The sequence below is a fragment of the Arthrobacter sp. P2b genome (assembly GCF_900168295.1).
Lineage (GTDB): Bacteria > Actinomycetota > Actinomycetes > Actinomycetales > Micrococcaceae > Arthrobacter.
In genome coordinates this window covers 162,269-184,662 of sequence record NZ_FVZL01000003.1, presented here as the reverse complement: position 1 = coordinate 184,662, position 22,394 = coordinate 162,269, and the positions used below count along the sequence as shown (strand labels likewise).

Sequence of the window (22,394 nt, the reverse complement as noted above, 5' to 3'; positions counted from 1 at the left end):
GGCAAACCCTCAGGCGCTGCTCCCCCAAGCGTGCGGCGCCGGCGTCCGGCTGCCCGGCAAAGCACTCGCAGCCCGCCACTCGTGGATCCATTCCGGCAGCACCAGATCCAGAGGAGGCTCGCCGAACTCCTGAAGGATTTCCTCCTGGCTGACCGGCCCTGCCTTGGTGACCAGGCGGGTGGCGATGTAGGCACGCGCGTAAATTTCGCCGTCGGACACCATCCGCTGTTCGAAGTAGATGGCTTTGGCGTCCAGCCCGATGATGCGGGTCTCAATGGTGTACTGCTGCCACAGCTGCAGTGACTTACGGAAGGCGATGGTTTCAGCCGAAACCACCGGTCCCCAGCCGCGCCGGCGCATCCGCTTCCACACCCCGCTGCGCACCATGAGGTCGAAACGGCCCAGGTCCATCAGCGACAGGTACATGCCGTTGTTGACGTGCAGGGCGATGTCGATGTCCGTGGGCAGGACGCGCAGGGGAAGCGATGAGCTGTCCCAGACAGCCAGCGGCTGCCGCCGGGCCGAACGGAACAGCATCAGAAGGGTTCTCAGGAGCAGGTGCATCCCCCAATGCTACCCGCCGGTAACATTGGCCGGCAGGCGGCAGGTCCGCCCGCGTAGGATTTCCTGCATGACGCAACAACGCTACCGGGACCGGGCGGACTGGCCGCTCACGGTCACTGCGCTCGTCTTCCTGGGTGCCTATGCGTGGCAGGTGATCGGCCGCGTCGAAGGCAGCGCGGCATTGTGGCTTGAGGGCGTGATGTGGGTGACGTGGGGCATCTTTGCCCTGGACTACGCAGCCAACCTTTGGCTCTCCACCGACCGCTGGGACTGGTTCGTCCGCAACCTGCACGAACTGCTCATCGTGGCCCTGCCGCTGCTCCGCCCGCTGCGGCTCCTGCGGCTGGTGACGCTGCTGTCCGTGCTGCACCGGACACTGGGCGATACGCTCCGGGGCCGCGTGGTCACCTATGTGGCCGGTTCCGCGGCGATGCTGGTGTTCGTGGGGGCACTCGCCGTCCTGGACGTGGAGCAGTCAGCGCCGGACGCGAAGATCGTGACTTTCGGTGATGCGCTGTGGTGGGCCATGACCACCATCACCACTGTTGGCTACGGGGATATGTATCCGGTGACACCCATCGGCCGGATGGTCGCCGCCGCGCTCATGATGAGCGGCATCGCCGTCCTGGGTGTGGTTACGGCATCCATCGCGTCGTGGCTGGTTCAAAGGGTGGAGGACACCGCCGAGACCACCGCCGACGCCATGGAGGAACCGATCCGGGAGGAAGTGGCAGATCTCGTGGCCGAAATTACCTCGCTTCGCCGGGAAATTGCAGAGCTTAAGGAACAGCGCGCACTGTAGCCCGCTTCCTTGCCGGACCAGCTCCGGGGGGCAGGTATGTGCGCCCTGCGTGCGTGAGTAGCAGCTGCGGCGCCACCAAGTACCGGCTAAAAAAATTCGGGTAATTCCTACTGGTGCCGTGCCCCAGGCCCGCTTCCTAGACTCGGGACTCCTAGGACCGAACACGCACTGGCGGGTCCCCCGGGTTGGCTTCCGGAGGTTCCGCTTACTCGCGGAGCCTCCGTATTTCTGGGTATGCGGATGCCTCCATCCCGCGCTGCCTGCGCGGCCCCGGCATCTGCCTGGGCTGCCGGCACGCTGCATCTCGCTCCGTCCTGCCGGCCCGCTTTCGCGCCCGGCCGGACCGACCCCGGATGGGCCACCCATGAACGAGCCTTACCTCACTACACCTGAAGCCGAGAGCAGAAGCTTCGCCACTGACGAACCCCGTACCGACCTGACCACGGGCCGGCCGGCCATCAGCAACAGGCTGTGGGCCGGAATGGCCACCGCCGCCGTCGTAGCAGCGGTAGGCGTGGGAGCCTTGGCAGCGCCGCCGGCTTCCCTGAACCAGGGCTCCGTCAGCCAGGGCGCGACGGCGGCTGGCCAGGTTGCCGGCGCCGCGGCACCTGCCGGCGACGGCACCACCGTCGAGGCCGGCGGCGGTGCGGTTCCCGGGCAGCAGCCTGCCGCCGTCCCGGCAGCAGAAGCTCCGGCGGCAGTTGCCCCTGCGGCATCGGAACCGGCACCCGTGGAACCCGCACCGGCTCCGCCGGCCCCCGCCCCTGAACCGGCACCGGCCGGCGACCCGAACCTCTACACCGTGGTTCCCGGCGACACAGTGGGGGCCATCGCGGGCAGGCACGGCGTGGACATGAACGCCATGCTCGCCGCCAACGGCCTCAGCCCCTACAGCGTGATCGTGCCTGGCCAGACCCTTGTGCTGACCGGACCGGCAGTGGCAGCGCCCGCCCCGGCAGCTGCACCGGTGTCCGCGCCGGCCCAGGCCGCGGCTCCGGCACCCGCTCCGGCCCCCGCCTTTGTTCCGGCTGCTCCCGCCGTGCGGACCATTTATGTTGCGGGCGCCGGCGGGCAGGAAATGGTGGACGCCTGCATCGGCCCGATCCACTACACCCCGGGCGACGGGTATTCGCTGTTCATCACCGAGCATGATTTCTGCGGCGGCTGGGCACGGTTCTCCGGGATCGGGGTAGGGGAAACGGTAAGCATCCCCGGCTACGGAACCTACACGGCAACGGCCCGCGGACAGGTTCCCAACCCGGGCACCACCAACGACGTACTCAACGTATTCGGTGGGTTCCCCCGCGCCATTCTGCAGACCTGCATTCCGGGCACCAGCCAGATGCTCCTGATTGCGCTGAACTGATTCCCCGCCTGCTTGCGGGGTGTTAAAGCTTGTCCGCGGGTCCGAACCTGGTAGGACGGGATCCGCGGACAAGGCCACGTGGTTGCGCTGCCGTAGTGGCGCTACACCCGATGGCGTTCTGAAATATGCTCCACGAGTTCGCCCACACGCTGCTCCGAGTAGTTGCGTGCGATGTCACCCTGGCTGATGATGCCCACCAGCTTGTGGTCGGCGATCACGGGAAGCCGCCGGACCTGGTGCTTTTCCATCATCTCGATGGCAGCGTCCACGTTGGCGTCGGCATCAATCCAGTGGGGGCGCCCGGCGGCGAGGTCCCGGGCCATCATCTGGCCGGGATCGCGGCCGGCGGCAACGCACTTGAGAACGATGTCGCGGTCGGTGATCATGCCCTTCAACTTGCCGTCATCACCACAGATCGGCAGTGATCCGCAGTCCAGGTCCATCATCATCCGGGCTGCATCCACCAGGGACTGGTTTTCCTTAATACATCGTGCATCCGTGGTCATGAATTCACGTACAGCACTCATTGAATCCTCCTTTATCGATGGATGTATCGACGCAGGGCATCGGGGCGCGTGCGCCGATAACTGCCAGACTACGCCCGGGCCGGTATGGTGTCGACGGCGATTTCGGCGCCCCATGTCCCCCCGAGAATTCTCCCCGTCTGATGGACTACTCCCCCTGAAACGCCGCGGGGAATAGACCATCAGGCGGGGAAAACTGACTGCTGGCCGGCCGCGGAGCCGGGGGTAGCCAATGAAGCGGGACGGGCCCGGCCGGCATCAATGCCGGGACACGAAAAAGCCTCCGGAACCATCAGGTTCCGGAGGCTTTCCTTGGGTGGCAGATGAGGGATTCGAACCCCCGTAGGCGTTGCCAGCTGATTTACAGTCAGCCCCCTTTGGCCGCTCGGGTAATCTGCCGAACTTCACAAGAAGCTACCCTCGGCTGCAGTCTTTGGAACGTCCGTTTCCGGGCCGTTCCGCTTCCAGTAACCGCGGGCAAGACAACTTTACAGAACTTCCGCCGAAGAATCGAATCGAGTCCCGGGCGGGAGCAAAATCCCCGGAATCACGCGTAAATGTAGCCCGTCAGGCCTCGCTCAAAATCCTCCCGGCCAGCTTCGCCTCGAACCTCAGGGCCTGTTCCTCGGTGATTTGGTTCAACTGGACGGCCCGGAGCAGGTCTGCGTGCACACCTTCCAAGCGGGAGGACGCGTCCGCCACGGGACTGAAAATGATGGAGGCAGCAACTGCGGCTGCGGCCACCGATGTTGCCGCCGTTGCCACCGCCCCGGCCGCAGCGGTGGTGGTTTTCGAGACATAACTGACGGCTTTGCGGTGCATGGCGTTCCCTTCGAGCAACAATCCAACACGTACAACTCTCCCCAGCACTCCTTCGTTCCCTCCGTGCGTCCGCTGAGAGGGAACTGTGAATTCCTCCACTCCACCGGGTGGGCATCCGTATTAGGCTTGAACGCAGTGATCCATGCCCTGTCCGCGCACAGGGCTCCCACCAGCGAAGGAGAGTCATGGCAGGCGAGTCAACGTTCGACGTCGTAAGCAAAGTAGACAAGCAGGAAGTGGCCAACGCACTGAACCAGGCGCAGAAGGAACTGGCGCAGCGCTACGACTTCAAGGGCGTAGGCGCCGAGGTGGACTTCAGCGGCGAAAAGATCCTGATGAAGGCGAACTCCGAGGAACGCGTCCTGGCCGTCCTGGACGTCCTGCAGTCCAAGCTGATCCGCCGGGGCATCTCGCTGAAGTCCCTGGACACCGGGGAGCCCTACGCCTCCGGCAAGGAATTCCGGCTGGAAGCCTCCATCAAGGAGGGCATCGCCCAGGACCTGGCCAAAAAGATCAACAAGCTCATCCGCGACGAGGCCCCCAAGTCCGTCAAGTCCCAGATCCAGGGCGACGAGCTGCGGGTGACATCCAAGTCCCGCGATGACCTGCAGGCCACCATGGCGCTGCTGAAGGACTTCGAGGAAGCCGACCTGCAGTTCGTGAACTTCCGCAGCTAACGGCACGGCGCCGTCGTCCTTCGACGCGCAATAGACCTGCCGCTGCACAAGAGGCCGGCGCACCCGGAATATCGGTGGCGCCGGCCTCTTTGCATGTCAGCAGGGAGTTTCCGCGCCACGCCGGGCCTCCCTGGCGGTTAAGGAACGACGGCGGCACGCGCCTACCGCAGTGGCCCGCCCGCCATGCGCTCCAAGCGGGCGATCCTGTCCCGCATGGGCGGATGCGTGGCGAACAGCTTGTTCATCGCGCCGCCGCGGAACGGGTTGGCGATCATCAGGTGGGACGCGTTGACCAGCCGCTGGTCCTGCGGCAGCGGCGCGATACTCACGCCGCGCTCGATCTTGGCCAGGGCTGAGGCAAGCGCCAGCGGATCGCCGGTCAACTGCGAGCCGTCCTCGTCGGCGTCGTACTCCCTGGTGCGCGAAATCGCCATCTGGATCAGGGACGCCGCGAAGGGTGCCAGCAGGGCCATGGCCAGCATGGCCAGCGGGTTGGCGTTTCGGCGGTCGCTGCCGAAGAACAGCAGCATCTGGCCCACCGAGGTGATGACGCCGGCGACGGCGGCCGCCACCGACGAGGTGAGGATGTCCCGGTTGTAGACGTGCATGAGCTCGTGGCCCAGCACGCCGCGCAGCTCCCGCGCGTTCAGGAGCTGCAGGATCCCCTCCGTGCAGCAAACGGCGGCGTTGCGGGGATTGCGTCCTGTGGCGAAGGCGTTCGGATTCATGGTGGGTGAGAGGTAGATCCGCGGCATGGGCTGGTTGGCGCGGACCGACAGCTCCCGAACTATTTGGTACAGCTGCGGGGCCTGGGCCTCTGTGACGGGATAGGCCTGCATGGACCGGATGGCGATCTTGTCACTGTTCCAGTAGCCGTAGGCGGTGGTGGCCACGCCGACCAGCGCCATGATCCAGATGGGCGCGGAGCTGCGCGTGCCTGCACCTATCAATGCGCCCAGGCCCAGCAGGACCGCCCACAAGACGCCAAACAGCGCCGCTGCCTTCAGTCCGTTGTAGTGCTTGTGCACGTCTCCTCCTTGCTCACTGTGGGAACGGCTTTCCGTGCAACACGGTTCCATGACGGCGCTTACTGGCGGGAAATTCCGAGGTTAGCCAACCCTTATTGTGAGATATTCATAATAAGTGTTTCAATGGAGCCATGACGGAGCACACAGGCGGCCACGAGGACTGGGCTGGTGCCCTGCGCGCTCACGGCCGCCGGGTGACCAAGCAGCGGCTCGCCGTGCTGGCCGCCGTGGAACGCCACCCCCACTCCCCCGCGGAAAGCATCCTTGCTGCGGCGCGCGCCGAGCTGCCCGAGCTGACGGCCCAGTCCGTGTACGTGGTGCTGGGCGACCTGACGGACCTGCACATGCTGCGCAGGTTCGAGCCGCCGCACTCCCCGGCCCTGTACGAAACCCGGGTGGGCGACAACCACCACCACGCCATCTGCATCAGCTGCGGCCGGGTAGAGGACGTGGACTGCGCGGTGGGCCATGCCCCCTGCCTCACGCCCCACTGGGATGAGAACGCCAAGCCGATGACCATCCAGATCGCCGATGTCATGTACCAGGGCATCTGCCAGGACTGCCAGCAGTCCCAACAACTTCCTTCCAATCGTCCCTCGCAAGAAATAGAGAAATAGGAGAACAATGACTGCCATTTCGACAACCCAGTCAGGTGCCCCCGTCACGTCCGACGCCCACTCGAAGTCAGTTGGTGCCGACGGTGCCATCATCCTGACCGACCACTACCTGGTGGAAAAGCTCGCCCAGTTCAACCGCGAGCGGGTTCCGGAGCGCGTAGTGCACGCCAAGGGCGGCGGCGCATTCGGCACGTTCAAGACCACCGAGGACATCTCGGCCTACACCAAGGCAGCCTTCCTGCAGCCCGGCGTCGAGACCGAGATGCTCATCCGCTTCTCCTCCGTCGCCGGCGAGAACGGCTCCCCGGACACCTGGCGCGACCCCCGCGGGTTCGCCGTGAAGTTCTACACCTCCGAGGGCAACTACGACCTCGTGGGCAACAACACCCCCGTCTTCTTCATCCGCGACGGCATCAAGTTCCCGGACTTCATCCACTCCCAGAAGCGCCTCCCGGGCACCCACCTGCGCGACGCCGACATGCAGTGGGACTTCTGGACCCTGTCCCCCGAGTCCGCACACCAGGTCACCTGGCTGATGGGTGACCGCGGCCTGCCCGCCTCCTGGCGTGAAATGCAGGGCTACGGCTCACACACCTACCAGTGGATCAACGCCGCAGGCGAACGCTTCTGGGTCAAGTACCACTTCAAGTCCAACCAGGGCGTGAACTCCATGACCGGCGAGCAGGCCGAAGCCCTGGCCGGATCGGACGCGGACTTCTACATCCGCGACCTGTCCGAAAACATTGAAGCCGGCAACTTCCCGTCCTGGGACCTGCACGTCCAGGTCATGCCCTACGAGGACGCCAAGACCTACCGCTTCAACCCGTTCGACCTCACCAAGGTCTGGCCGCACGCTGACTACCCGCTGATCAAGGTGGGCACCATGGAGCTGAACCGGAACCCGGAGAACTACTTCGCGCAGATCGAGCAGGCCACCTTCGCGCCGTCGAACTTCGTGCCCGGCATCGCCGCGTCCCCGGACAAGATGCTGCAGGCCCGCATCTTCTCCTACGCCGACGCGCATCGTTACCGCGTGGGCACCAACCACGCCCAGATCCCGGTGAACCAGCCCAAGAACCAGGTCAACAACTACAGCCAGGACGGCGCCGGACGTTACCTGTTCAACGCTCCCTCGGTTCCGGTCTACGCTCCGAACACCTTCGGCGGCCCGGCTGCCCTGGAGCCGCAGAACCCGGCCGGCGGCTGGGAGAACGACGGCGAACTGACACTCGCCGCGCACTCCCTGCACGCCGAGGACAGCGACTTCGTCCAGGCCGGCGCGCTGTACCGCGAGGTCTACGACGACGCAGCCAAGGCCCGCTTCCTGGACACCATCACCGGTGCCGTGGGCGGCGTCAAGCGCTCCGACATCAAGGAACGCGCCATCCAGTACTGGACCAACGTTGACGCCGAACTCGGCGCCAAGCTCCGCGCCAACCTCGGCGCAGCATCCCTCTCCGACGCTGAGGCAGCCAACAAGATCGGCTGATTCCGCCCGGGTTTGCATCTGAAACCACCCCGCCACGGCTGCCGTGGCGGGGTGGTTTTTTGCGCTTTCCACATAGCCGCCGGCGCCGTAGCCGCGGCCAAGCGCGCTCCCTAGGATCGCTGTATGACAACTTTCCAGGGCATGCCCGCCGGTGCTTTTGGCTTCTATGCCGAGCTGCAGGACAACAACAACCGGGAGTGGTGGCTGGAGCATAAGGACAGCTACCAGTCGCTGGTCCGGGATCCGCTCGCGTCGCTCCTCGAAGAGCTCGAACCCCGGTTCGGGCCAGGAAAAATTTTCCGGGCCAACAGGGATGTCCGCTTTTCACTCGACAAGTCCCCTTACAAGACCGCACAGGGTGCGTTTGCCTCAGGCCAGGAGGGCGTGGGGTACTACCTTCAGATCAGCGCGGCGGGCCTGCTGGTGGGCGGGGGCTACCATTCCCATTCGCCCGCACAGCTGGCAAGGTACCGGAACTCGGTTGACGCCTCGGGCACCGGGGAGTCGCTGCGGCATATTGTGGAGGCCGTGACTGCCGCCGGGTTTGCCGTGGAGGGTGAGAGGCTCAAGACCGTGCCGCGCGGTTACGCCAGCGACCATCCGCGGGCCGAACTCCTCAAACACAAATCGCTGGCGGCAAGCGTTGATCTGGGCCAGCCCGAATGGCTGGAGAGCCCCGCCGCTGTCCCGGAAATCGCCAGGCTGTGGGAGGAGCTGCGCCCGCTGGTGGACTGGGTCACCCGGCACGCAGCCCCGTGATACTGCCGGCAGCAGGCGGGACCGGGCTGCCTGGTAGTCAGGCGTCCTGGACGGCGGCCAGGCGGGTTTCGAGGTTGTTGAAGAAAACGGTCAGCATCAGTTCGAAGGCTTTGGTGGCCGCCTCCGGTTCGTTCATGACCACGAAGTCGAACTGCAGCCCGTAGAAGGTGGAGGTGAAAAGCCGTGCGTCGGTATCCGCATATGCTTCCGGGATCCCCTGGACCATCAGCCAGTCGCGGGTCTTGTGGTGAAGCATCCGGAAATGCTCCTGGGACGTTCCGCGCGGCTCGACGGCGACGATGTCCTGGGCAGTGGCCTCGAATTCCAGCCGCGTCAGGTGCCGGTTCCGCTGAGCCATGGTCCACTGCCAGGAATCCAGCAGGAACTCCCGCCAGGCGGCACGGTCAATGTCGTGGACATCGGTGTTTCGCATGCGGTCCAGCCGGGATTCGATCGAGACCACAATGTCATTGATCAGCTGGTCGCGGCTGCCGAAGTGGTACACCAGCACGTATGCGCTCATGCCCAGCCCCTCCGCAAGGCTGCGGAACGTCAGCTCCGCCAGCGTTTTATCCATTAGGTAATCCAGGATGGCGCCCAACAGCTCGGCTTTTCGTTCGGGTCGTGTGGGTCGTGCCATGAATCCATCCTAGGAGCCGGACATGCAAATGCCCGCCCGGTATGGCCCGGGCGGGCATCAGCAGCGGGACGGTCAGGCGCGGGTGAACTCGTCCTCGTCGTCGCGCTCGGTGGCGGCAGCGGTTGAACCACCCGCAGCAGGGCCGTTGACCGAGGCGCTGGCAGCGCTGAAGCGCTCGTTCAGGCGCGAGTGGCGCTGGCCGTAAGCGAAGTAGATGGCCAGGCCGATGATCAGCCAGATGGCAAAGAAGATCCAGGTCTCCACGGCGAGGTTGGTCATCAGGTAGAGGCACAGCAGGGCGGACACAACCGGCAGGACCTTGCCGAACGGGACGCGGAAGGCGGGCTTCACGTCCGGGCGCTTCTTGCGCAGCACCAGGATGCCCAGACTGACCACAACGAAGGCGGACAGCGTGCCGATGTTGATCATTTCCTCGAGCAGGTCCACGTTGGTCAGGCCTGCTACGAGGGCTACCGCGGCGCCGCAGATGATCTGGAGGCGGACCGGCGTCGAACGCTTCTCGCTGGTCTTGGACAGTGCCCGGGGCAGGAGGCCGTCGCGGCTCATGGCCAGGACCACGCGGGACAGGCCCATCAGCAGGACCATGATCACGGTGGTCAGGCCCACCAGGGAACCGAACGCGATGATCTTCGCGGCGGACGTGTCGCCGACGGCTTCGAAGGCCGTGGTGAGTGTCGGGTTCTCGGCCTCGGCCAGCTGGGTGTAGGACACCATGCCGGTGAGGGCCAGCGACACCAGGATGTACAGCAGGGTGACCAGGGCGAGGCCGCCGAAGATGCCGCGCGGAAGGGTCTTCTGCGGGTTCTTCACTTCCTCCGCGGAGGTGGCGACCACGTCGAAGCCGATGAAGGCGAAGAACACCAGCGCGGCACCTGCGAAGATGCCCAGGGTGCCGTACTGGGCGGGGGCCGCGCCGGTGAGGAAGCCGAAGAAGGACTGCTTCAGGACGTCAGCGGCGCCGGTGCCGCCGGTGGGCTCGGCCGCAGGGATGAACGGTGCGTAGTTTTCGAACTTGACGTAGGTGAAGCCCACCACGATCACGAAGAGGACGACGCCGATCTTGATCAGGGTGAAGATGTTTCCCACCCGGGCGGACAGCTTGGTGCCGAGCACCAGCAGCACGGTGAAGACGGCGACAATCAGGAACGCGCCCCAGTAGAGGTCAACGCCGCCCAGCGAGACGGCCGGCGGAATGTCCGCACCCATCAGCGCGAAGACCTTGCTGAGGTAGATGCCCCAGTACTTGGCGATGACGGCCGCGGCGGTGAAGAGCTCCAGGATCAGGTTCCAGCCGATGATCCAGGCAAGGAGCTCACCCATGGTGGCGTAGGTGAAGACGTAGGCGGAGCCGGCCACCGGGATGGCGGTGGCGAACTCGGCGTAGCACATGATGGCCAGGGCGCAGGTGATGGCGGCGATGGCGAAGGACAGGGTCACGGCCGGGCCGGAGAAGTTGGCGGCAGCCTTGGCACCCACGGAAAAGATGCCGGCGCCGACAGCGACGGCGACGCCCATGATCATGAGGTCCCAGGTGCTGAGGGAGCGCTTGAGCTTGCGTCCGGGTTCATCGGCGTCGGCAATCGACTGCTCGATGGATTTGGTCCGGAGAAGGTTCATTGGGGATCACAATCCTGATTTGTGAAGGAAACGGACCTATCCACGATAGTGTCCATCCACTGGACGGCCCCAATTGTTCCGAATGGTGAGACGGCCCTTCTGCCAAACTTTATTCTGCATCAAGCGCTTGAGGCCCTCCGGATGGAGGGCCCCAAGGGCGACTTATCCGAACGGGCTAGGCCGGCCAGTCCATCAGGGTGGACCGGATCAGGAAGCGCTTGCCCTCCGGCGCTTCCACCGAAAAGCCGCTCCCCCGCCCGGGAACCACGTCAACGGTCAGGTGGGTGTGGCTCCAATAGTTGAACTGCTCCCGGGACATCCAGAATTCCAGCGGTTGCGGTTCCGGCCCATCCGAGAGATCGAACAACCCCAGGAGGACGTCGGAATCACCGGTCAGGAAGTCCCCCACCGGATAGCACATGGGCGAGGATCCGTCGCAGCAGCCGCCGGACTGGTGGAACATCAGCGGCCCGTGCCGGACCCACAGCGAGCGCAGCAACTCCACGGCCGGCGGCGTGAGCGCCACCCGGGAAAAGTCCTCCCCGGGCAGCGTCACTGCAGCATCGAGGCTGTCCAGGGCCATCAGAACCTCAGGACCACGCGGCCGTCGATCTTGGCGTGCTTCATCTCGTCGAACACGGCGTTGACCTCCGAAAGCTCCCGCACGGATACCGTCGGGTGGATTTTTCCCTGGGCGTAGAAGTCCAGCGCCTCCTCCAGGTCCTGGCGCGTGCCCACGATCGAGCCGCGGACGGTCAGGCCCTTGAGCACAATCTCGAAGATCGGCGCCGGAAAGTCGCCCGGCGGCAGCCCATTGAACACAATCGTCCCGCCACGGCGGGCCATGCCGATCGCCTGTCCAAAAGCTGACGGGTGCACTGCGGTGACCAGGACTCCATGGCAACCTCCGGTTTCACGCTGGATCACTTCCACAGGGTCTTCGTGCAGGGCGTTGACGGTCAGTTCCGCACCGTGCGCCTTGGCCAGGGCGAGCTTGTCGTCGGCAATGTCCACGGCCGCGACCCTCAGCCCCATGGCCACGGCGTACTGCACGGCAATGTGCCCCAGCCCGCCGATACCCGAGATGGTGACCCACTGGCCCGGTTTGGCTTCGGTCATCTTCAGGCCCTTGTAGACGGTGACGCCGGCACAGAGCACCGGCGCCACCTCGACGGGGTCGGATCCCGCCGGAATGCGGGCGGCGAAGCGGGTATCGACGAGCATGTACTCGCCGAAGGACCCGTCCACGCTGTAGCCGCCGTTTTTCTGGACCTCGCACAGGGTTTCCCAGCCGGTGCGGCAGTACTGGCAGTCGCCGCAGGCGGACCAGAGCCAGGCGTTGCCCACCAGATCGCCCACCGCGAGGTCGGTGACGCCCTCGCCCAGTACCACCACTTCGCCCACGCCCTCGTGGCCGGGAACAAAAGGCGGTGAGGGTTTGACCGGCCAGTCGCCCTCGGCGGCATGGAGGTCGGTGTGGCAAACGCCGGTGGTGAACACCTTGACCAGGGCTTCCCCCGGGCCGGGGGTTGGGATGGGGAGGTCCTGGACCTGGAGCTCCGTGCCGAACCTGTTTACTACTGCTGCTTGCATTGTCGTCGTCATTGGCGAAAATCCCTGCGTCGTTGTAGCGATGGTGTGCGAAGGCTTAGAAGAAGCCCAGCTTGTTTTCGTTGTAGCTGACCAGGAGGTTCTTGGTCTGCTGGTAGTGGTCCAGCATCATCGAGTGGTTTTCCCGTCCGATGCCTGAGGACTTGTAGCCGCCGAACGCGGCACCCGCCGGGTAGGCGTGGTAGTTGTTGACCCAGACGCGGCCGGCCTGGATTTCGCGCCCGGCACGGTACGCAATGTTGCCGTTGCGGGACCAGACGCCGGCGCCCAGGCCGTACAGGGTGTCGTTGGCGATGCCCATGGCGTCGTTGTAGTCGCTGAACTTTGTCACCGACACCACCGGGCCGAAGATCTCCTCCTGGAAGATCCGCATCTTGTTGTGCCCCTCGAAAACGGTGGGCTGGACGTAGTAGCCACCGGCCAGGTCGCCAGGCAGCTCTGCCCGTCCGCCGCCGATGAGGACCTTGGCGCCCTCCTGCTTTCCGATGTCGATGTAGGACAGGATCTTCTCGAGCTGGTCGTTGGAGGCCTGGGCGCCCACTTGGGTTTCCGTGTCCAGCGGGTTTCCCTGGACCATTTTCGCTACGCGGGCCACGGCGTCGGCCATGAAGGAGTCGTAGATGTCTTCCTGCACCAGGGCGCGGGACGGGCAGGTGCAGACCTCGCCCTGGTTGAAGGCGAACAGCGCGAAGCCCTCCTGCGCTTTGTCGTAGAACGCGTCAGAGGTGTCTGCTGCGACATCGTTGAAGAAGATGTTGGGGCTCTTGCCGCCCAGTTCCAGGGTGACGGGGATGAGGTTCTGGCTGGCGTACTGGCTGATCAGGCGTCCGGTGGTGGTCTCGCCGGTGAAGGCGATCTTCCGGATGCGGGGGCTGGACGCCAAGGGCTTGCCGGCCTCGACGCCGAACCCGTTGACAATGTTGAGGACGCCGGCCGGGAGGAGGTCGCCGATGAGCTCGATGAGCACCAGGATGGACGTCGGCGTCTGCTCGGCCGGCTTGAGGACCACGGCGTTGCCGGCGGCGAGCGCCGGTGCGAGCTTCCAGACGGCCATCAGGATGGGGAAGTTCCAGGGGATGATCTGGCCCACGACGCCGAGCGGCTCGTGGAAGTGGTAGGCGGTGGTGTCATCGTCGAGCTGGGAGAGCCGGCCTTCCTGGGCGCGGACGGCGGAGGCGAAGTAGCGGAAGTGGTCCGCGGCGAGCGGGAGGTCCGCGTTGAGGGTTTCGCGGACAGGCTTGCCGTTGTCCCAGGTTTCGGCGACGGCGAGCATCTCCAGGTTCTCGTCGATGCGGTCGGCGATCTTGTTCAGGATGGCGGCACGTTCAGCGACGGACGTCTTGCCCCAGGACGGCGCCGCCTTGTGGGCTGCGTCCAGGGCCAGGTCGATGTCCTCTGCCGTGCCGCGGGCCACCTCGCAGAAGGCCTTGCCCGTGACGGGGGTGATGTTTTCGAAGTACTGGCCCTTCACGGGGGCCACCCACTCGCCGCCGATCCAGTTCTCGTAGCGGTCCTTGAAGGTGACCTTCGAGCCCTCGGTTCCGGGCTGTGCGTAAACAGTCATGGCTAGCTCCTTTGCTGTGCAGTCCAGGCTTTCGCCGTTGGAGCAAGCGTAGGAGCGGACAGGTTGCAGCGAGGTTGCAACGTTGCCCAGTTGGTTGAGCACAGGGGCCACGCCCGCCGGGTTCCCTGGCCGAGCTTGTGAGGTTAGGGAGCGGGTGGGGATTAGGCGCGGAGTTCGGCTTCCAGCCGTTCCAGGTCAGCGACGACGGCGGCCCGCTTGGGTGAGCGCGCAGGAAGGAGGCGGAGGGCGGCACGGCGGACCCCGACGTCGTCCCTTGCCTCGGGCAGCTCGGCGTACCTGAGGAGCGACTCGGCGCTGCCGTCGGTCAGGACTGCCTCGCGCAGCAGCGACGAGACCCTGTCCCGCAGCTCCACGATGCCGGGCGCCTCGGACCGCGGCAGGACGGCGCCGCGGTAGATTTCCAGGGCGATGCGGTGCGCGCCGCGCTGCAGGCAGCTCAGCACCTGGCCGCTGTCCGGCACCACGTCCACGGGCAGGCGGTAGGGCCGCGATCCCGGGACGGCATCCGGATTGAGTTGCTGGAGGACTTTGCGCAAGCGCACCATCTCCGCCCGGAGCGTGATGGCGGAGCCTTCCCCGGGGTACAGCAGGACGGTCAGTTCTTCGGCACTGAGCCCGTCGGGGTGGGTGCTGAGCAGCGCAAGGATTTCGCTGTGCCGGGCGGACAGTGCAACGGTTTTGCCTTCGAGGCTGAGCAGGGCCTGGTCGCGGCCCAGCAGCTGCAGGCTGTTCCGGTAGAGGCTGCCTTCCTTGGCGCCCGCGCCAGGTGCGCGGGCAGCGGAAGACGCGGCCCGCCGTCGTACCGGCCTGCCGGCGAGCCCTGCGGCCAGCTGGAGACGCTCGACACGCAGCTGCGCCTGGGCTGCCGCCACGGTTGCCTCCACGAGGGACAGGGTGTGGGGGGCCACCGCCGTGGCGGTGCCGGTGATGTCTACGACGCCCAGGACCGCACCGGAATCGGGGTCGTGGAAGGGTACGGCGGTGCAGCTCCACGCATGCACGGCGCGCTGGTAGTGCTCGGCACCGGCGATCTGGATGCCGCGGCCCAGGGCAAGGGCCGTTCCCGGAGCACTGGTGCCCACCGTGGCCTCGGACCAGTCGGCGCCGGGGACGAACATCATTCCCTCGGCCCGGCGCTGCAATGCGGGGTCGCCCTCCACCCAGAGCAAACGGCCCACTTCGTCGCCGACTGCCACCAGCAGTCCGCTGTCGTGGCTGGGCTGGACCAGGAGTTTGTTGATCACGGGCATGATGGCGGCCAGGGGGTGCTGGCTGCGGTAGTCCTCCAGCTCATCCCGGTCCAGCGCCAGCGGTGCGGCAGGGTTGTCCGGATCGGCCTTGAAGCTGACTGAACGCTGCCAGGACTCGCGGATCAGGTTGCGCAGGCCGCTGGGGGCATCCGGAAGGGCGCCGCCGTCGAGCTGTTCATGGGCGGCCAGGGCGCTGGTCTGCAGCGGTTCCGGCTGGATCAGGTTCCTCATTGAACTCCTGTGCTGCCTGTAGGCACGGCATCACCATGCCGGCCAAGGGGTGGCCGCCATTCTAACCCTGCACCGGCCCGTATCGCCCGTGTCCGCTGAAAAACCCTTAGCCGCGGGAAATCCGGATCATGTCCTCGCGGGGAACCACCTTGATCCGTTCCCGGACCACGTGGTCCAGGCCCTCGGGCCCGGTCCAGGCGGCACCGAGGCCTGCCTCATGGGCGTCGAGCCGGTTCCACCCTTCCCAGGTGGTGTATTCAATGCCGCGCTCTTCCAGCAGGTCGATGATGGCCTGCGGATCCGGGTTTTGGGCCGGGGGCAGCGTGAGCCGGTCTTCGAGGAGAAAGCCGATGGTTTCCAGCGCGTCGCCCTTGGTGTGGCCGATCAGGCCGACAGGTCCACGCTTGATCCAGCCGGTGGCATAGATGCCCGGAACCGGGTTGCCCTCGGCGTCCAGGACCCGGCCGCCCTCGTTGGGGATGACCCCGCGCTTGGCGTCGTACTCCAGTTCATCCAGGGCCGAGCCGTGGTAGCCGATGGCACGGTACACCGCCTGGACCGGGTACTCGATGTACTCCCCGGTGCCTTTGGCGTTGCCGGTGCCGTCAAGCTGCATGCGCTCAAACTTGATGCCGCCCACCTTGCCCGCGCCGTCGTCGAGCACTTCCACGGGGCTGTGCAGGAAGTGCAGGTGCAGGCGCCGCGATGAAGGGTTCTCGGATTCTGCGTGCTCCTCCACCAGCCAGTTGGTCAGGGTGTTCACCATGGTCTTGATCTGGTTGTTGGTGCGGATGGCTTCATCCGAGGCGTCGTCGAACTCGAAATCCTCCGGATACAGCACGATGTCCACATCATTCATGTGGCTGAGCTCCCGCAGCTCCAGCGGCGTGAACTTCACCTGGGCCGGGCCGCGGCGGCCAAACACATGCACGTCCGTGACGGGCGAGGACTTCAGGCCCTGGTAGACGTTGTCCGGGATCTCGGTGCTGAGGAGTTCCTCCGGGTGCTTCACCAGCATGCGGGCCACGTCCAGGGCCACGTTGCCGTTGCCGATCACCGCGATCTCCCTGGCCTCCAGCGGCCATTCGCGGGCAACGTCGGGGTGCCCGTCGTACCAGGACACAAAGTCGGCGCCGCCAAAGGAACCCGCCAGCTCAATACCGGGAATGGCCAGGTCCGCATCCTTGACCGCACCCGTGGAGAAAATCACGGCATCGTAAAAGGACCGGAAATCGTGCAGGGTGAGGTCCCGGCCGTACGTCACATTGCCCAGGAACCGGATATCGCCGCGGTCCAGGACCTTGTGCAGGGCGTTGACGATGCCCTTGATGCGGGGGTGGTCCGGGGCAACGCCGTAGCGGATCAGGCCGTAGGGTGCGGGGTATGCCTCGAACAGATCGATGCTGACCTCGAAGTCGCCGTCCTTCACGCCGCGGGACTTGGTGAGGATATCCGCAGCGTAGACCCCCGCCGGTCCTGCGCCCACAATGGCGACGCGGAGCGGGCGGTTGGAAGCTGTTTCGCTGGGGTTGGACACCGGGAGCCCTTCTGAACTGACCATTTTCATGATGCATCGGGATGCGCCGAGTCGGGTAGCGCACAATCCCTTATTCTAGGCCTCAGCCGCTCTTGGCCAGCGGCACCACGTTGCCTTCGCGGTAGAGCAGCGCACGAAGCTCCGCCTCCGCCGATTGAAGACGCTTTGGGTCGATGGTCTCGCCGGCGTGGTAGTGGTCCAGCACGCGGGGGTCCACATAGCTTTTCCGGGCGATGGAGGGTGTGTTTCCCAGGGTATCGGCGGCGTCGTGCATTGCCCGGCTGATGGCCCTCTTCCGTTTGGCGGCAGTCCTCTGGGGACCGGTCCGGGCCAGGCTTTCGGCAGCCGCGATGGTGCCGCGCAGGGTGCGGAAGTCCTTCGCCGTGAAGTCGGAGCCAGTCCGTTCCTTCACATAGGCGTTGATGTCGGCGCTGGTGACCGGGCGCCATCGGCCGCCCTCCTTGTACGCAAGGAGCCTGGCGTTGGGGCCCCGCCGTTTGAGCAGGCGCAGCAGGGCAGCGAGGTCGGCGTCGCGTATCTCCGATTCCCAGTCCTTCCCGCTCTTGGCCGGGAACCGCAGGTGGATGCGGTCCTTGCGGACCTGGACGTGGGCGCACAGCAGGGTGGCCAGTCCGCGGCTGCCGTTCTCGTTGGTATAGCGCTCGGAGCCTACCCGCAGGGAACCGCTGTCCAGCATCCGGAACGCCCCGGCGAGGACGCGCTCCCTGGTGAACCCTTCGCTGCGCAGGTCCATCGTCACCCGGCGACGGGCGGAAGGCAAGGACTCGGCAAGCTGCAGGGAACGGTCAAACTTGAGCCGGTCCTTCCGCTCCCGCCATTCGGGGTGGTAGATGTACTGGCGCCGGCCCACCGCATCCACCCCCGTCGCCTGGATGTGCCCGTTCTCGAACGGGGCGATCCACACGTCCGTCCAGGCCGGCGGAATACCAATACTCTCCAGCCGGTCCCTGACGGGCCCCGGGGGCAGGGTGGAGCCGTCGAGGTCCCGGTAGCTGAAGCCCTTGCCGGCGGGCACCCTGCGGTATCCGCGGCCCGAGGCGTTGCTGCGCCGGAGCCTCATGGGGCGGCTTTCGGCAGGTCGGCAAACATCATAAAAGCAAGCCTACTGACTATTTGGCGTTTCCGGCGGTGCCGGCTTGGAATACCTGTCCCGGTGCTGGTGTTATGGGTTTCGTGCCCACCCCTGAAGGATCCTCCCCCGCCAGTCCGCCAACCGCAGCCATGACAGGCACCGCTTCTGCCAAAGGCGCCCGCGGAGGTGGAGCAGCGGGTGCCGCGAAGCCCGGCGCCCCCAAGGCAGTGGACAAAGAGACGACGGCGGGAATCCTCTTCGGCATCGGGGCTTACGGGCTGTGGGGGCTGCTCCCCCTGTACTTCTTTGTCCTCATGCCGGCAGGCGCCATCGAAATCGTGGCAAACCGCGTGGTGTGGTCCCTGCTCTTCTGCGCACTGCTGATCACTGTCACCCGGGGCTGGCCGGCCCTGGTTGCGGCGGTCCGGAACCGTTCGGTGTTCGGCCCCCTGGCCCTGGCCGCGTTCCTGATCGCCATCAACTGGCTGACGTACACCTACGGCGTGACCACCAACCAAACGGTGGAAGCCTCGTTGGGATACTTCATCAACCCGCTGGTTTCCGTCCTCCTTGGCGTCTTCGTCCTCAAGGAAAAGCTGCGTCCGCTCCAGTGGGCCGCCGTCGGGATCGGCTTTGTGGCGGTGGGGGTCCTCACCTACTCCTACGGCAAGCTGCCGTGGATCGCGCTGACCCTGGCCTTCAGTTTTGGCCTCTACGGCTTCGTCAAGAAACGTGTCGGCCCCAGGGTGGATGCGGTCACTAGCCTCAGCGTGGAGACCATGGTGCTGGCACCCTTCGCGGCGGCCACCATGGTTGTCCTTGCCGTCACGGGTTCCGCCACGCTCACCACCCAGGGTGCAGGGCACTTCTGGCTGCTGTTGGCCTCCGGGGTCATCACGGCCGTCCCGCTGGTCTTCTTCGGCGCTTCGGCCCGCCGGCTGCCCATGACCACCATCGGGCTCCTGCAGTACTTCGCGCCCGTGCTGCAGTTCATTGTTGCGCTGCTGGTGTTCCGGGAAGCCATGACCGTGGACCGGTGGATCGGATTCGGTGTGGTGTGGCTGGCCCTCATCGTCCTCACCGTGGACATGCTGCGGACCGCGCGCAAAAACTCGGTGGCCCGCAAGTATGCAGCCCACCACCCGGCCTAGTCCGTTAACCCAGGGAAGGCGGGACCAGCAGATGCTGGTCCCGCCTTCCTGGCGTTGCCGGAGGGAGTCGTTTCCGGTTAAGCGTTGGCCTTGATGGCGGCGGCGAGGACGTCCAGGCCGTCGTTCAGCAGGTCATCGGTGATGACCAGCGGCGGCAGCAGGCGGATCACGTTGCCGTAGGTGCCACAGGTAAGGATGATGACGCCTTCCTTCAGGCAGGCGGCAGCAACGGCCTTGGTCAGTTCGGGGTTGGGTTCCTTGGACCCGGCCTGGACCAGTTCGATGGCCAGCATGGCGCCGCGGCCGCGGATGTCGCCGATCACGCCTGTGCCGGTGCCGGCAAGTTCTGCCTGCAGGTCGCGGAGGCGGCCGGTGGCGAGTGCCTCGATGTGGCGGGCGCGGCCGGCCAGGTCGTATTCCTCCATGGAACCGATGGATGCCAGGGCAGCGGCGCACGCTACCGGGTTTCCGCCGTAGGTGCCGCCCAGGCCGCCGGGGTGGACGGCGTCGAGCAGGTCGGCGCGGCCGGTGATGGCGGACAGCGGCATACCGCCGGCGATGCCCTTGGCAAGGGTCATGATGTCCGGGATGACGCCCTCGTGGTTGACGGCAAACCATTCGCCGGTGCGGCAGAAGCCGGACTGGACCTCATCAGCGATGAAGACAATGCCCTTTTCCTTGGCCCATGCGGCCAGCGCCGGCAGGAAGCCCTCAGCCGGGACGATGAAGCCGCCCTCGCCCTGGATGGGCTCGATGATGATCGCGGCAACCTGGTCCCCGCCGATCTGCTTTTCAATCATGGTGATGGCGCGCTTGGCAGCCTCGGCACCGGTGATCTCCGGGTTTTCCTCACGGTACGGGTAGCTCATGGGCATGCGGTAGACCTCGGGCGCGAACGGGCCGAAGTTGGTCTTGTACGGCATGGCCTTGGCGGTCAGCGCCATGGTGAGGTTGGTGCGGCCGTGGTAGGCGTGGTCGAAAGCGACGACGGCGTCGCGCCCGGTGGCGAGGCGGGCCACCTTCACGGCGTTTTCCACGGCTTCCGCGCCGGAGTTGAAGAGGACGGTGCGCTTTTCGTGGTCACCGGGGGTGAGGCGGTTCAGCTGCTCGGCGACGGCCACGTAGCCTTCGTAGGGTGTGACCATGAAGCAGGTGTGGGTGAAGTGCTCCACGGCTTCCTTGACGGCACCGACGACGGCGGGATCGGACGCGCCGACGCTGGTCACTGCGATGCCTGAGCCGAGGTCGATGAAGGAGTTGCCGTCGACGTCGTGGATGATGCCGCCGTCGGCGTCTGCCACGTAGACGGGAACGCCGGAGGCGACGCCCGCGGCCACCACGGACTTGCGGCGCTCGGCGAGGGCGAGGGACTTGGGGCCCGGGAAGTCGGCCTGAACGCGGCGCTTCTGCTCCAGGCGGAAGGTGATATCGGATGCGGTGGTGGTCATGGGTTTTCCTTTCAGAGCCTGGTGATCGAGCCTGTCGAGATCTTGGTTTCGACAAGCTCGATGACCGAAGAATTTATGCGTCGAGCGCGCTCATGACGTGCTTGATGCGGGTGTAGTCCTCCACGCCGTACATGGAGAGGTCCTTGCCGTAGCCGGACTGCTTGAAGCCGCCGTGCGGCATTTCGGCAGTGAGCAGGATGTGGGTGTTGATCCAGACGGCACCGAAGTCCAGGTCCCGGCTCAGGCGCATGGCCGTGCCGTGGTTGGTGGTCCAGACGCTGGAGGCGAGGGCGTATTCCACGTCGTTCGCGAGCTCAACGGCTTCTTCCTCGGTGCTGAACCTCTGGACGGTGATGACGGGGCCGAAGGTTTCCTTCTGAACCACGTCGTCGGTCTGCTTGGCGCCGGTGATGATGGTGGGCTCGAAGAAATAGCCCTTCTCCCCCGCCCGGTGGCCGCCGGTTTCGATCCGGCAGTTCGCGGGCAGGTTCTCCACCACGGACGTCACGGCGTTGAAGTGGTTCACGTTGTTCAGCGGGCCGAAGTAGTTGTCTTCGTCGTTCTGCGAGCCGGTGTGCAGGGTCCTGGTGTGTTCCACCATGGCCGCCACGACGTCGTCGTGCACCGAATCCTCCACCAGCACGCGGGTGATGGCGGTGCAGTCCTGGCCGGCGTTGAAGAACGCGAACTCCGCGATGGCAGCCGCGCTCTTCTTGATGTCGGCGTCCTTGAACACGATGGCGGGAGCTTTGCCGCCCAGCTCGAGGTGGGCGCGCTTGAGCCCCTTGGCGGCTCCGGAAGCGACGGCGATGCCGGCCCGGACGGAGCCGGTGATGGACACCAGGCCGGGGACCTTGTGCTCCACCATCATGGCGCCGGTCTGGCCGGTGCCCAGAATGACGTTGAGGACGCCGGCGGGCAGGATGTCCCCTGCCAGGCGGGCCAGGACCAGGGTGGATTCCGGGGTGGTGTCCGAGGGCTTCAGGACCACGGTGTTGCCGGCGGCGAGCGCGGGGCCGATCTTCCAGATGGCCATCAGGAACGGGTAGTTCCAGGGGGCCACCTGGGCCACCACGCCGATGGGTTCGCGGCGGACATAGGAGGTGTGGCCCTCGAAGTACTCACCGGCGGACTTGCCTTCCAGGATGCGCGCGGCACCGGCGAAGAAGCGGAGCTGGTCTGCGCCGGCAGCCACTTCCTCGGAAGCAATCAGGGACCGGACCTGCCCGGTGTTGCGGTGCTGGGCCTCCACCAGTTCGTCACTGTTGGCTTCGATGGCGTCGGCGAGCTTGAGCAGCATCAGCTGGCGCTGGCCCGGGGTGACGTGCTTCCAGGTCTTGAACGCGTCCTTCGCAGCGGCCATCGCGGCATCGACGTCGGCCTGCACGGAGATGGGCGCAACGGCCACCACCTCGCCGTTGGTGGGGTTCACGACGTCCAGCAGGCCTGTGCCGGCAGGGGTGACGAACTGTCCGTTGATGAAGTTCTGCAAGGTTTGGACCACGGTGTGCAACCTCTTTCGTAAGGGGCCATCGGCGCCAGGGTTATTGGACCAGGGCGGA

At 65.8% G+C, this 22,394-nt stretch carries 21 protein-coding genes and 1 tRNA gene; 7 read left to right on the top strand and 15 right to left on the bottom strand.

Annotated elements, in window-relative coordinates; translation table 11 throughout:
• Positions 1-9 precede the first annotated feature (9 nt).
• Complete coding sequence (locus B5520_RS08110; protein WP_079596570.1) at positions 10-564, bottom strand: acyl-CoA thioesterase; 555 nt, start codon at positions 562-564, stop codon at positions 10-12.
• A 67-nt stretch (positions 565-631) separates the two neighbouring features.
• Here B5520_RS08110 and B5520_RS08105 point away from each other — a divergent pair, with 67 nt between their 5' ends.
• Positions 632-1,366: a potassium channel family protein gene (locus tag B5520_RS08105; protein ID WP_079596569.1), complete on the top strand. Its 735-nt coding sequence runs from the start codon at positions 632-634 to the stop codon at positions 1,364-1,366.
• 364 nt (positions 1,367-1,730) lie between these two features.
• On the top strand, positions 1,731-2,732 hold the full coding sequence (locus B5520_RS08100) for a LysM peptidoglycan-binding domain-containing protein (RefSeq protein WP_079596568.1): 1,002 nt from the start codon (positions 1,731-1,733) through the stop codon (positions 2,730-2,732).
• Between the two features lie 101 nt (positions 2,733-2,833).
• On the opposite strand, the gene B5520_RS08095 is transcribed toward B5520_RS08100, so the two are convergent.
• From B5520_RS08095 to B5520_RS08085, 3 genes are all read right to left on the bottom strand, one after another.
• On the bottom strand, positions 2,834-3,259 hold the full coding sequence (locus B5520_RS08095; protein ID WP_079596567.1) for a CBS domain-containing protein: 426 nt from the start codon (positions 3,257-3,259) through the stop codon (positions 2,834-2,836).
• A gap of 314 nt (positions 3,260-3,573) precedes the next feature.
• A tRNA-Tyr gene (locus B5520_RS08090) sits at positions 3,574-3,655 on the bottom strand.
• Positions 3,656-3,823: 168 nt separating this feature from the next.
• Positions 3,824-4,078: a hypothetical protein gene (locus tag B5520_RS08085; protein ID WP_079596723.1), complete on the bottom strand. Its 255-nt coding sequence runs from the start codon at positions 4,076-4,078 to the stop codon at positions 3,824-3,826.
• A gap of 185 nt (positions 4,079-4,263) precedes the next feature.
• On the opposite strand from B5520_RS08085, the gene B5520_RS08080 reads away from it, so the two are divergent.
• Positions 4,264-4,755: a YajQ family cyclic di-GMP-binding protein gene (locus B5520_RS08080; RefSeq protein WP_079596566.1), complete on the top strand. Its 492-nt coding sequence runs from the start codon at positions 4,264-4,266 to the stop codon at positions 4,753-4,755.
• 161 nt (positions 4,756-4,916) lie between these two features.
• Here B5520_RS08080 and htpX read toward each other — a convergent pair whose 3' ends face one another.
• Positions 4,917-5,783: a zinc metalloprotease HtpX gene (htpX, locus tag B5520_RS08075; protein ID WP_079596565.1), complete on the bottom strand. Its 867-nt coding sequence runs from the start codon at positions 5,781-5,783 to the stop codon at positions 4,917-4,919.
• 131 nt (positions 5,784-5,914) lie between these two features.
• On the opposite strand from htpX, the gene B5520_RS08070 reads away from it, so the two are divergent.
• The 3 genes from B5520_RS08070 (at position 5,915) to B5520_RS08060 (ending at position 8,648) form a co-directional block, all read left to right on the top strand.
• Positions 5,915-6,400: a Fur family transcriptional regulator gene (locus B5520_RS08070; protein ID WP_079596564.1), complete on the top strand. Its 486-nt coding sequence runs from the start codon at positions 5,915-5,917 to the stop codon at positions 6,398-6,400.
• A gap of 7 nt (positions 6,401-6,407) precedes the next feature.
• The gene (locus tag B5520_RS08065) at positions 6,408-7,889 is read left to right on the top strand and encodes a catalase (protein ID WP_079596563.1); all 1,482 of its coding nucleotides are present in this window, start codon (positions 6,408-6,410) and stop codon (positions 7,887-7,889) included.
• Positions 7,890-8,012: 123 nt separating this feature from the next.
• The gene (locus B5520_RS08060; RefSeq protein ID WP_079596562.1) at positions 8,013-8,648 is read left to right on the top strand and encodes a DUF2461 domain-containing protein; all 636 of its coding nucleotides are present in this window, start codon (positions 8,013-8,015) and stop codon (positions 8,646-8,648) included.
• A 37-nt stretch (positions 8,649-8,685) separates the two neighbouring features.
• Here the strand turns inward: B5520_RS08060 and B5520_RS08055 are convergent, their stop codons facing one another.
• The 8 genes from B5520_RS08055 to B5520_RS08020 all read right to left on the bottom strand — a co-directional run bounded on the left by B5520_RS08055 (position 8,686) and on the right by B5520_RS08020 (position 18,221).
• Positions 8,686-9,288, bottom strand: a complete 603-nt coding sequence (locus B5520_RS08055; RefSeq protein ID WP_079596561.1) for a TetR/AcrR family transcriptional regulator — start codon at positions 9,286-9,288, stop codon at positions 8,686-8,688.
• A gap of 72 nt (positions 9,289-9,360) precedes the next feature.
• The gene (locus tag B5520_RS08050) at positions 9,361-10,926 is read right to left on the bottom strand and encodes an amino acid permease (RefSeq protein ID WP_079596560.1); all 1,566 of its coding nucleotides are present in this window, start codon (positions 10,924-10,926) and stop codon (positions 9,361-9,363) included.
• Positions 10,927-11,101: 175 nt separating this feature from the next.
• A complete protein-coding gene (locus tag B5520_RS08045) occupies positions 11,102-11,509 on the bottom strand; it encodes a DUF779 domain-containing protein (RefSeq protein WP_079596559.1) in 408 nt (135 codons plus the stop codon).
• A complete protein-coding gene (gene adhP, locus B5520_RS08040) occupies positions 11,509-12,531 on the bottom strand; it encodes an alcohol dehydrogenase AdhP (protein ID WP_176156816.1) in 1,023 nt (340 codons plus the stop codon). Before adhP ends, B5520_RS08045 begins: the two co-directional genes overlap by 1 nt.
• 43 nt (positions 12,532-12,574) lie before the next feature.
• Positions 12,575-14,101 (bottom strand): acetaldehyde dehydrogenase ExaC, encoded by a 1,527-nt coding sequence (locus B5520_RS08035; protein ID WP_079596722.1) that lies wholly within the window; start codon positions 14,099-14,101, stop codon positions 12,575-12,577.
• 161 nt (positions 14,102-14,262) lie between these two features.
• Entirely contained in the window at positions 14,263-15,603 is a 1,341-nt protein-coding gene (locus B5520_RS08030) for a helix-turn-helix domain-containing protein (protein ID WP_079596557.1), read from the bottom strand.
• 106 nt (positions 15,604-15,709) lie between these two features.
• Positions 15,710-17,140: an FAD-dependent oxidoreductase gene (locus B5520_RS08025; RefSeq protein WP_079596556.1), complete on the bottom strand. Its 1,431-nt coding sequence runs from the start codon at positions 17,138-17,140 to the stop codon at positions 15,710-15,712.
• 82 nt (positions 17,141-17,222) lie between these two features.
• Entirely contained in the window at positions 17,223-18,221 is a 999-nt protein-coding gene (locus B5520_RS08020; protein WP_079596555.1) for a DNA topoisomerase IB, read from the bottom strand.
• 104 nt (positions 18,222-18,325) lie between these two features.
• On the opposite strand from B5520_RS08020, the gene rarD reads away from it, so the two are divergent.
• Entirely contained in the window at positions 18,326-19,384 is a 1,059-nt protein-coding gene (gene rarD, locus B5520_RS08015) for an EamA family transporter RarD (RefSeq protein WP_079596554.1), read from the top strand.
• Positions 19,385-19,461: 77 nt separating this feature from the next.
• Here rarD and gabT read toward each other — a convergent pair whose 3' ends face one another.
• Both gabT and B5520_RS08005 read right to left on the bottom strand, forming a co-directional pair.
• Entirely contained in the window at positions 19,462-20,832 is a 1,371-nt protein-coding gene (gabT, locus tag B5520_RS08010; protein ID WP_079596553.1) for a 4-aminobutyrate--2-oxoglutarate transaminase, read from the bottom strand.
• Positions 20,833-20,905: 73 nt separating this feature from the next.
• The gene (locus tag B5520_RS08005; protein ID WP_079596721.1) at positions 20,906-22,336 is read right to left on the bottom strand and encodes an aminobutyraldehyde dehydrogenase; all 1,431 of its coding nucleotides are present in this window, start codon (positions 22,334-22,336) and stop codon (positions 20,906-20,908) included.
• Between the last annotated feature and the right edge of the window lie 58 nt (positions 22,337-22,394).

What these genes read in the sequence shown, in the direction of transcription:
- B5520_RS08110 (WP_079596570.1), bottom strand. Translation starts at nt 564, where the DNA reads ATGCACCTGCTCCTGAGAACCCTTCTGATGCTGTTCCGTTCGGCCCGG.
- B5520_RS08105 (WP_079596569.1), top strand. Translation starts at nt 632, where the DNA reads ATGACGCAACAACGCTACCGGGACCGGGCGGACTGGCCGCTCACGGTC.
- B5520_RS08100 (WP_079596568.1), top strand. Translation starts at nt 1,731, where the DNA reads ATGAACGAGCCTTACCTCACTACACCTGAAGCCGAGAGCAGAAGCTTC.
- B5520_RS08095 (WP_079596567.1), bottom strand. Translation starts at nt 3,259, where the DNA reads ATGAGTGCTGTACGTGAATTCATGACCACGGATGCACGATGTATTAAG.
- B5520_RS08085 (WP_079596723.1), bottom strand. Translation starts at nt 4,078, where the DNA reads ATGCACCGCAAAGCCGTCAGTTATGTCTCGAAAACCACCACCGCTGCG.
- B5520_RS08080 (WP_079596566.1), top strand. Translation starts at nt 4,264, where the DNA reads ATGGCAGGCGAGTCAACGTTCGACGTCGTAAGCAAAGTAGACAAGCAG.
- B5520_RS08070 (WP_079596564.1), top strand. Translation starts at nt 5,915, where the DNA reads ATGACGGAGCACACAGGCGGCCACGAGGACTGGGCTGGTGCCCTGCGC.
- B5520_RS08065 (WP_079596563.1), top strand. Translation starts at nt 6,408, where the DNA reads ATGACTGCCATTTCGACAACCCAGTCAGGTGCCCCCGTCACGTCCGAC.
- B5520_RS08060 (WP_079596562.1), top strand. Translation starts at nt 8,013, where the DNA reads ATGACAACTTTCCAGGGCATGCCCGCCGGTGCTTTTGGCTTCTATGCC.
- B5520_RS08055 (WP_079596561.1), bottom strand. Translation starts at nt 9,288, where the DNA reads ATGGCACGACCCACACGACCCGAACGAAAAGCCGAGCTGTTGGGCGCC.
- B5520_RS08050 (WP_079596560.1), bottom strand. Translation starts at nt 10,926, where the DNA reads ATGAACCTTCTCCGGACCAAATCCATCGAGCAGTCGATTGCCGACGCC.
- B5520_RS08045 (WP_079596559.1), bottom strand. Translation starts at nt 11,509, where the DNA reads ATGGCCCTGGACAGCCTCGATGCTGCAGTGACGCTGCCCGGGGAGGAC.
- adhP (WP_176156816.1), bottom strand. Translation starts at nt 12,531, where the DNA reads ATGACGACGACAATGCAAGCAGCAGTAGTAAACAGGTTCGGCACGGAG.
- B5520_RS08035 (WP_079596722.1), bottom strand. Translation starts at nt 14,101, where the DNA reads ATGACTGTTTACGCACAGCCCGGAACCGAGGGCTCGAAGGTCACCTTC.
- B5520_RS08030 (WP_079596557.1), bottom strand. Translation starts at nt 15,603, where the DNA reads ATGAGGAACCTGATCCAGCCGGAACCGCTGCAGACCAGCGCCCTGGCC.
- B5520_RS08020 (WP_079596555.1), bottom strand. Translation starts at nt 18,221, where the DNA reads ATGAGGCTCCGGCGCAGCAACGCCTCGGGCCGCGGATACCGCAGGGTG.
- rarD (WP_079596554.1), top strand. Translation starts at nt 18,326, where the DNA reads ATGGGTTTCGTGCCCACCCCTGAAGGATCCTCCCCCGCCAGTCCGCCA.
- gabT (WP_079596553.1), bottom strand. Translation starts at nt 20,832, where the DNA reads ATGACCACCACCGCATCCGATATCACCTTCCGCCTGGAGCAGAAGCGC.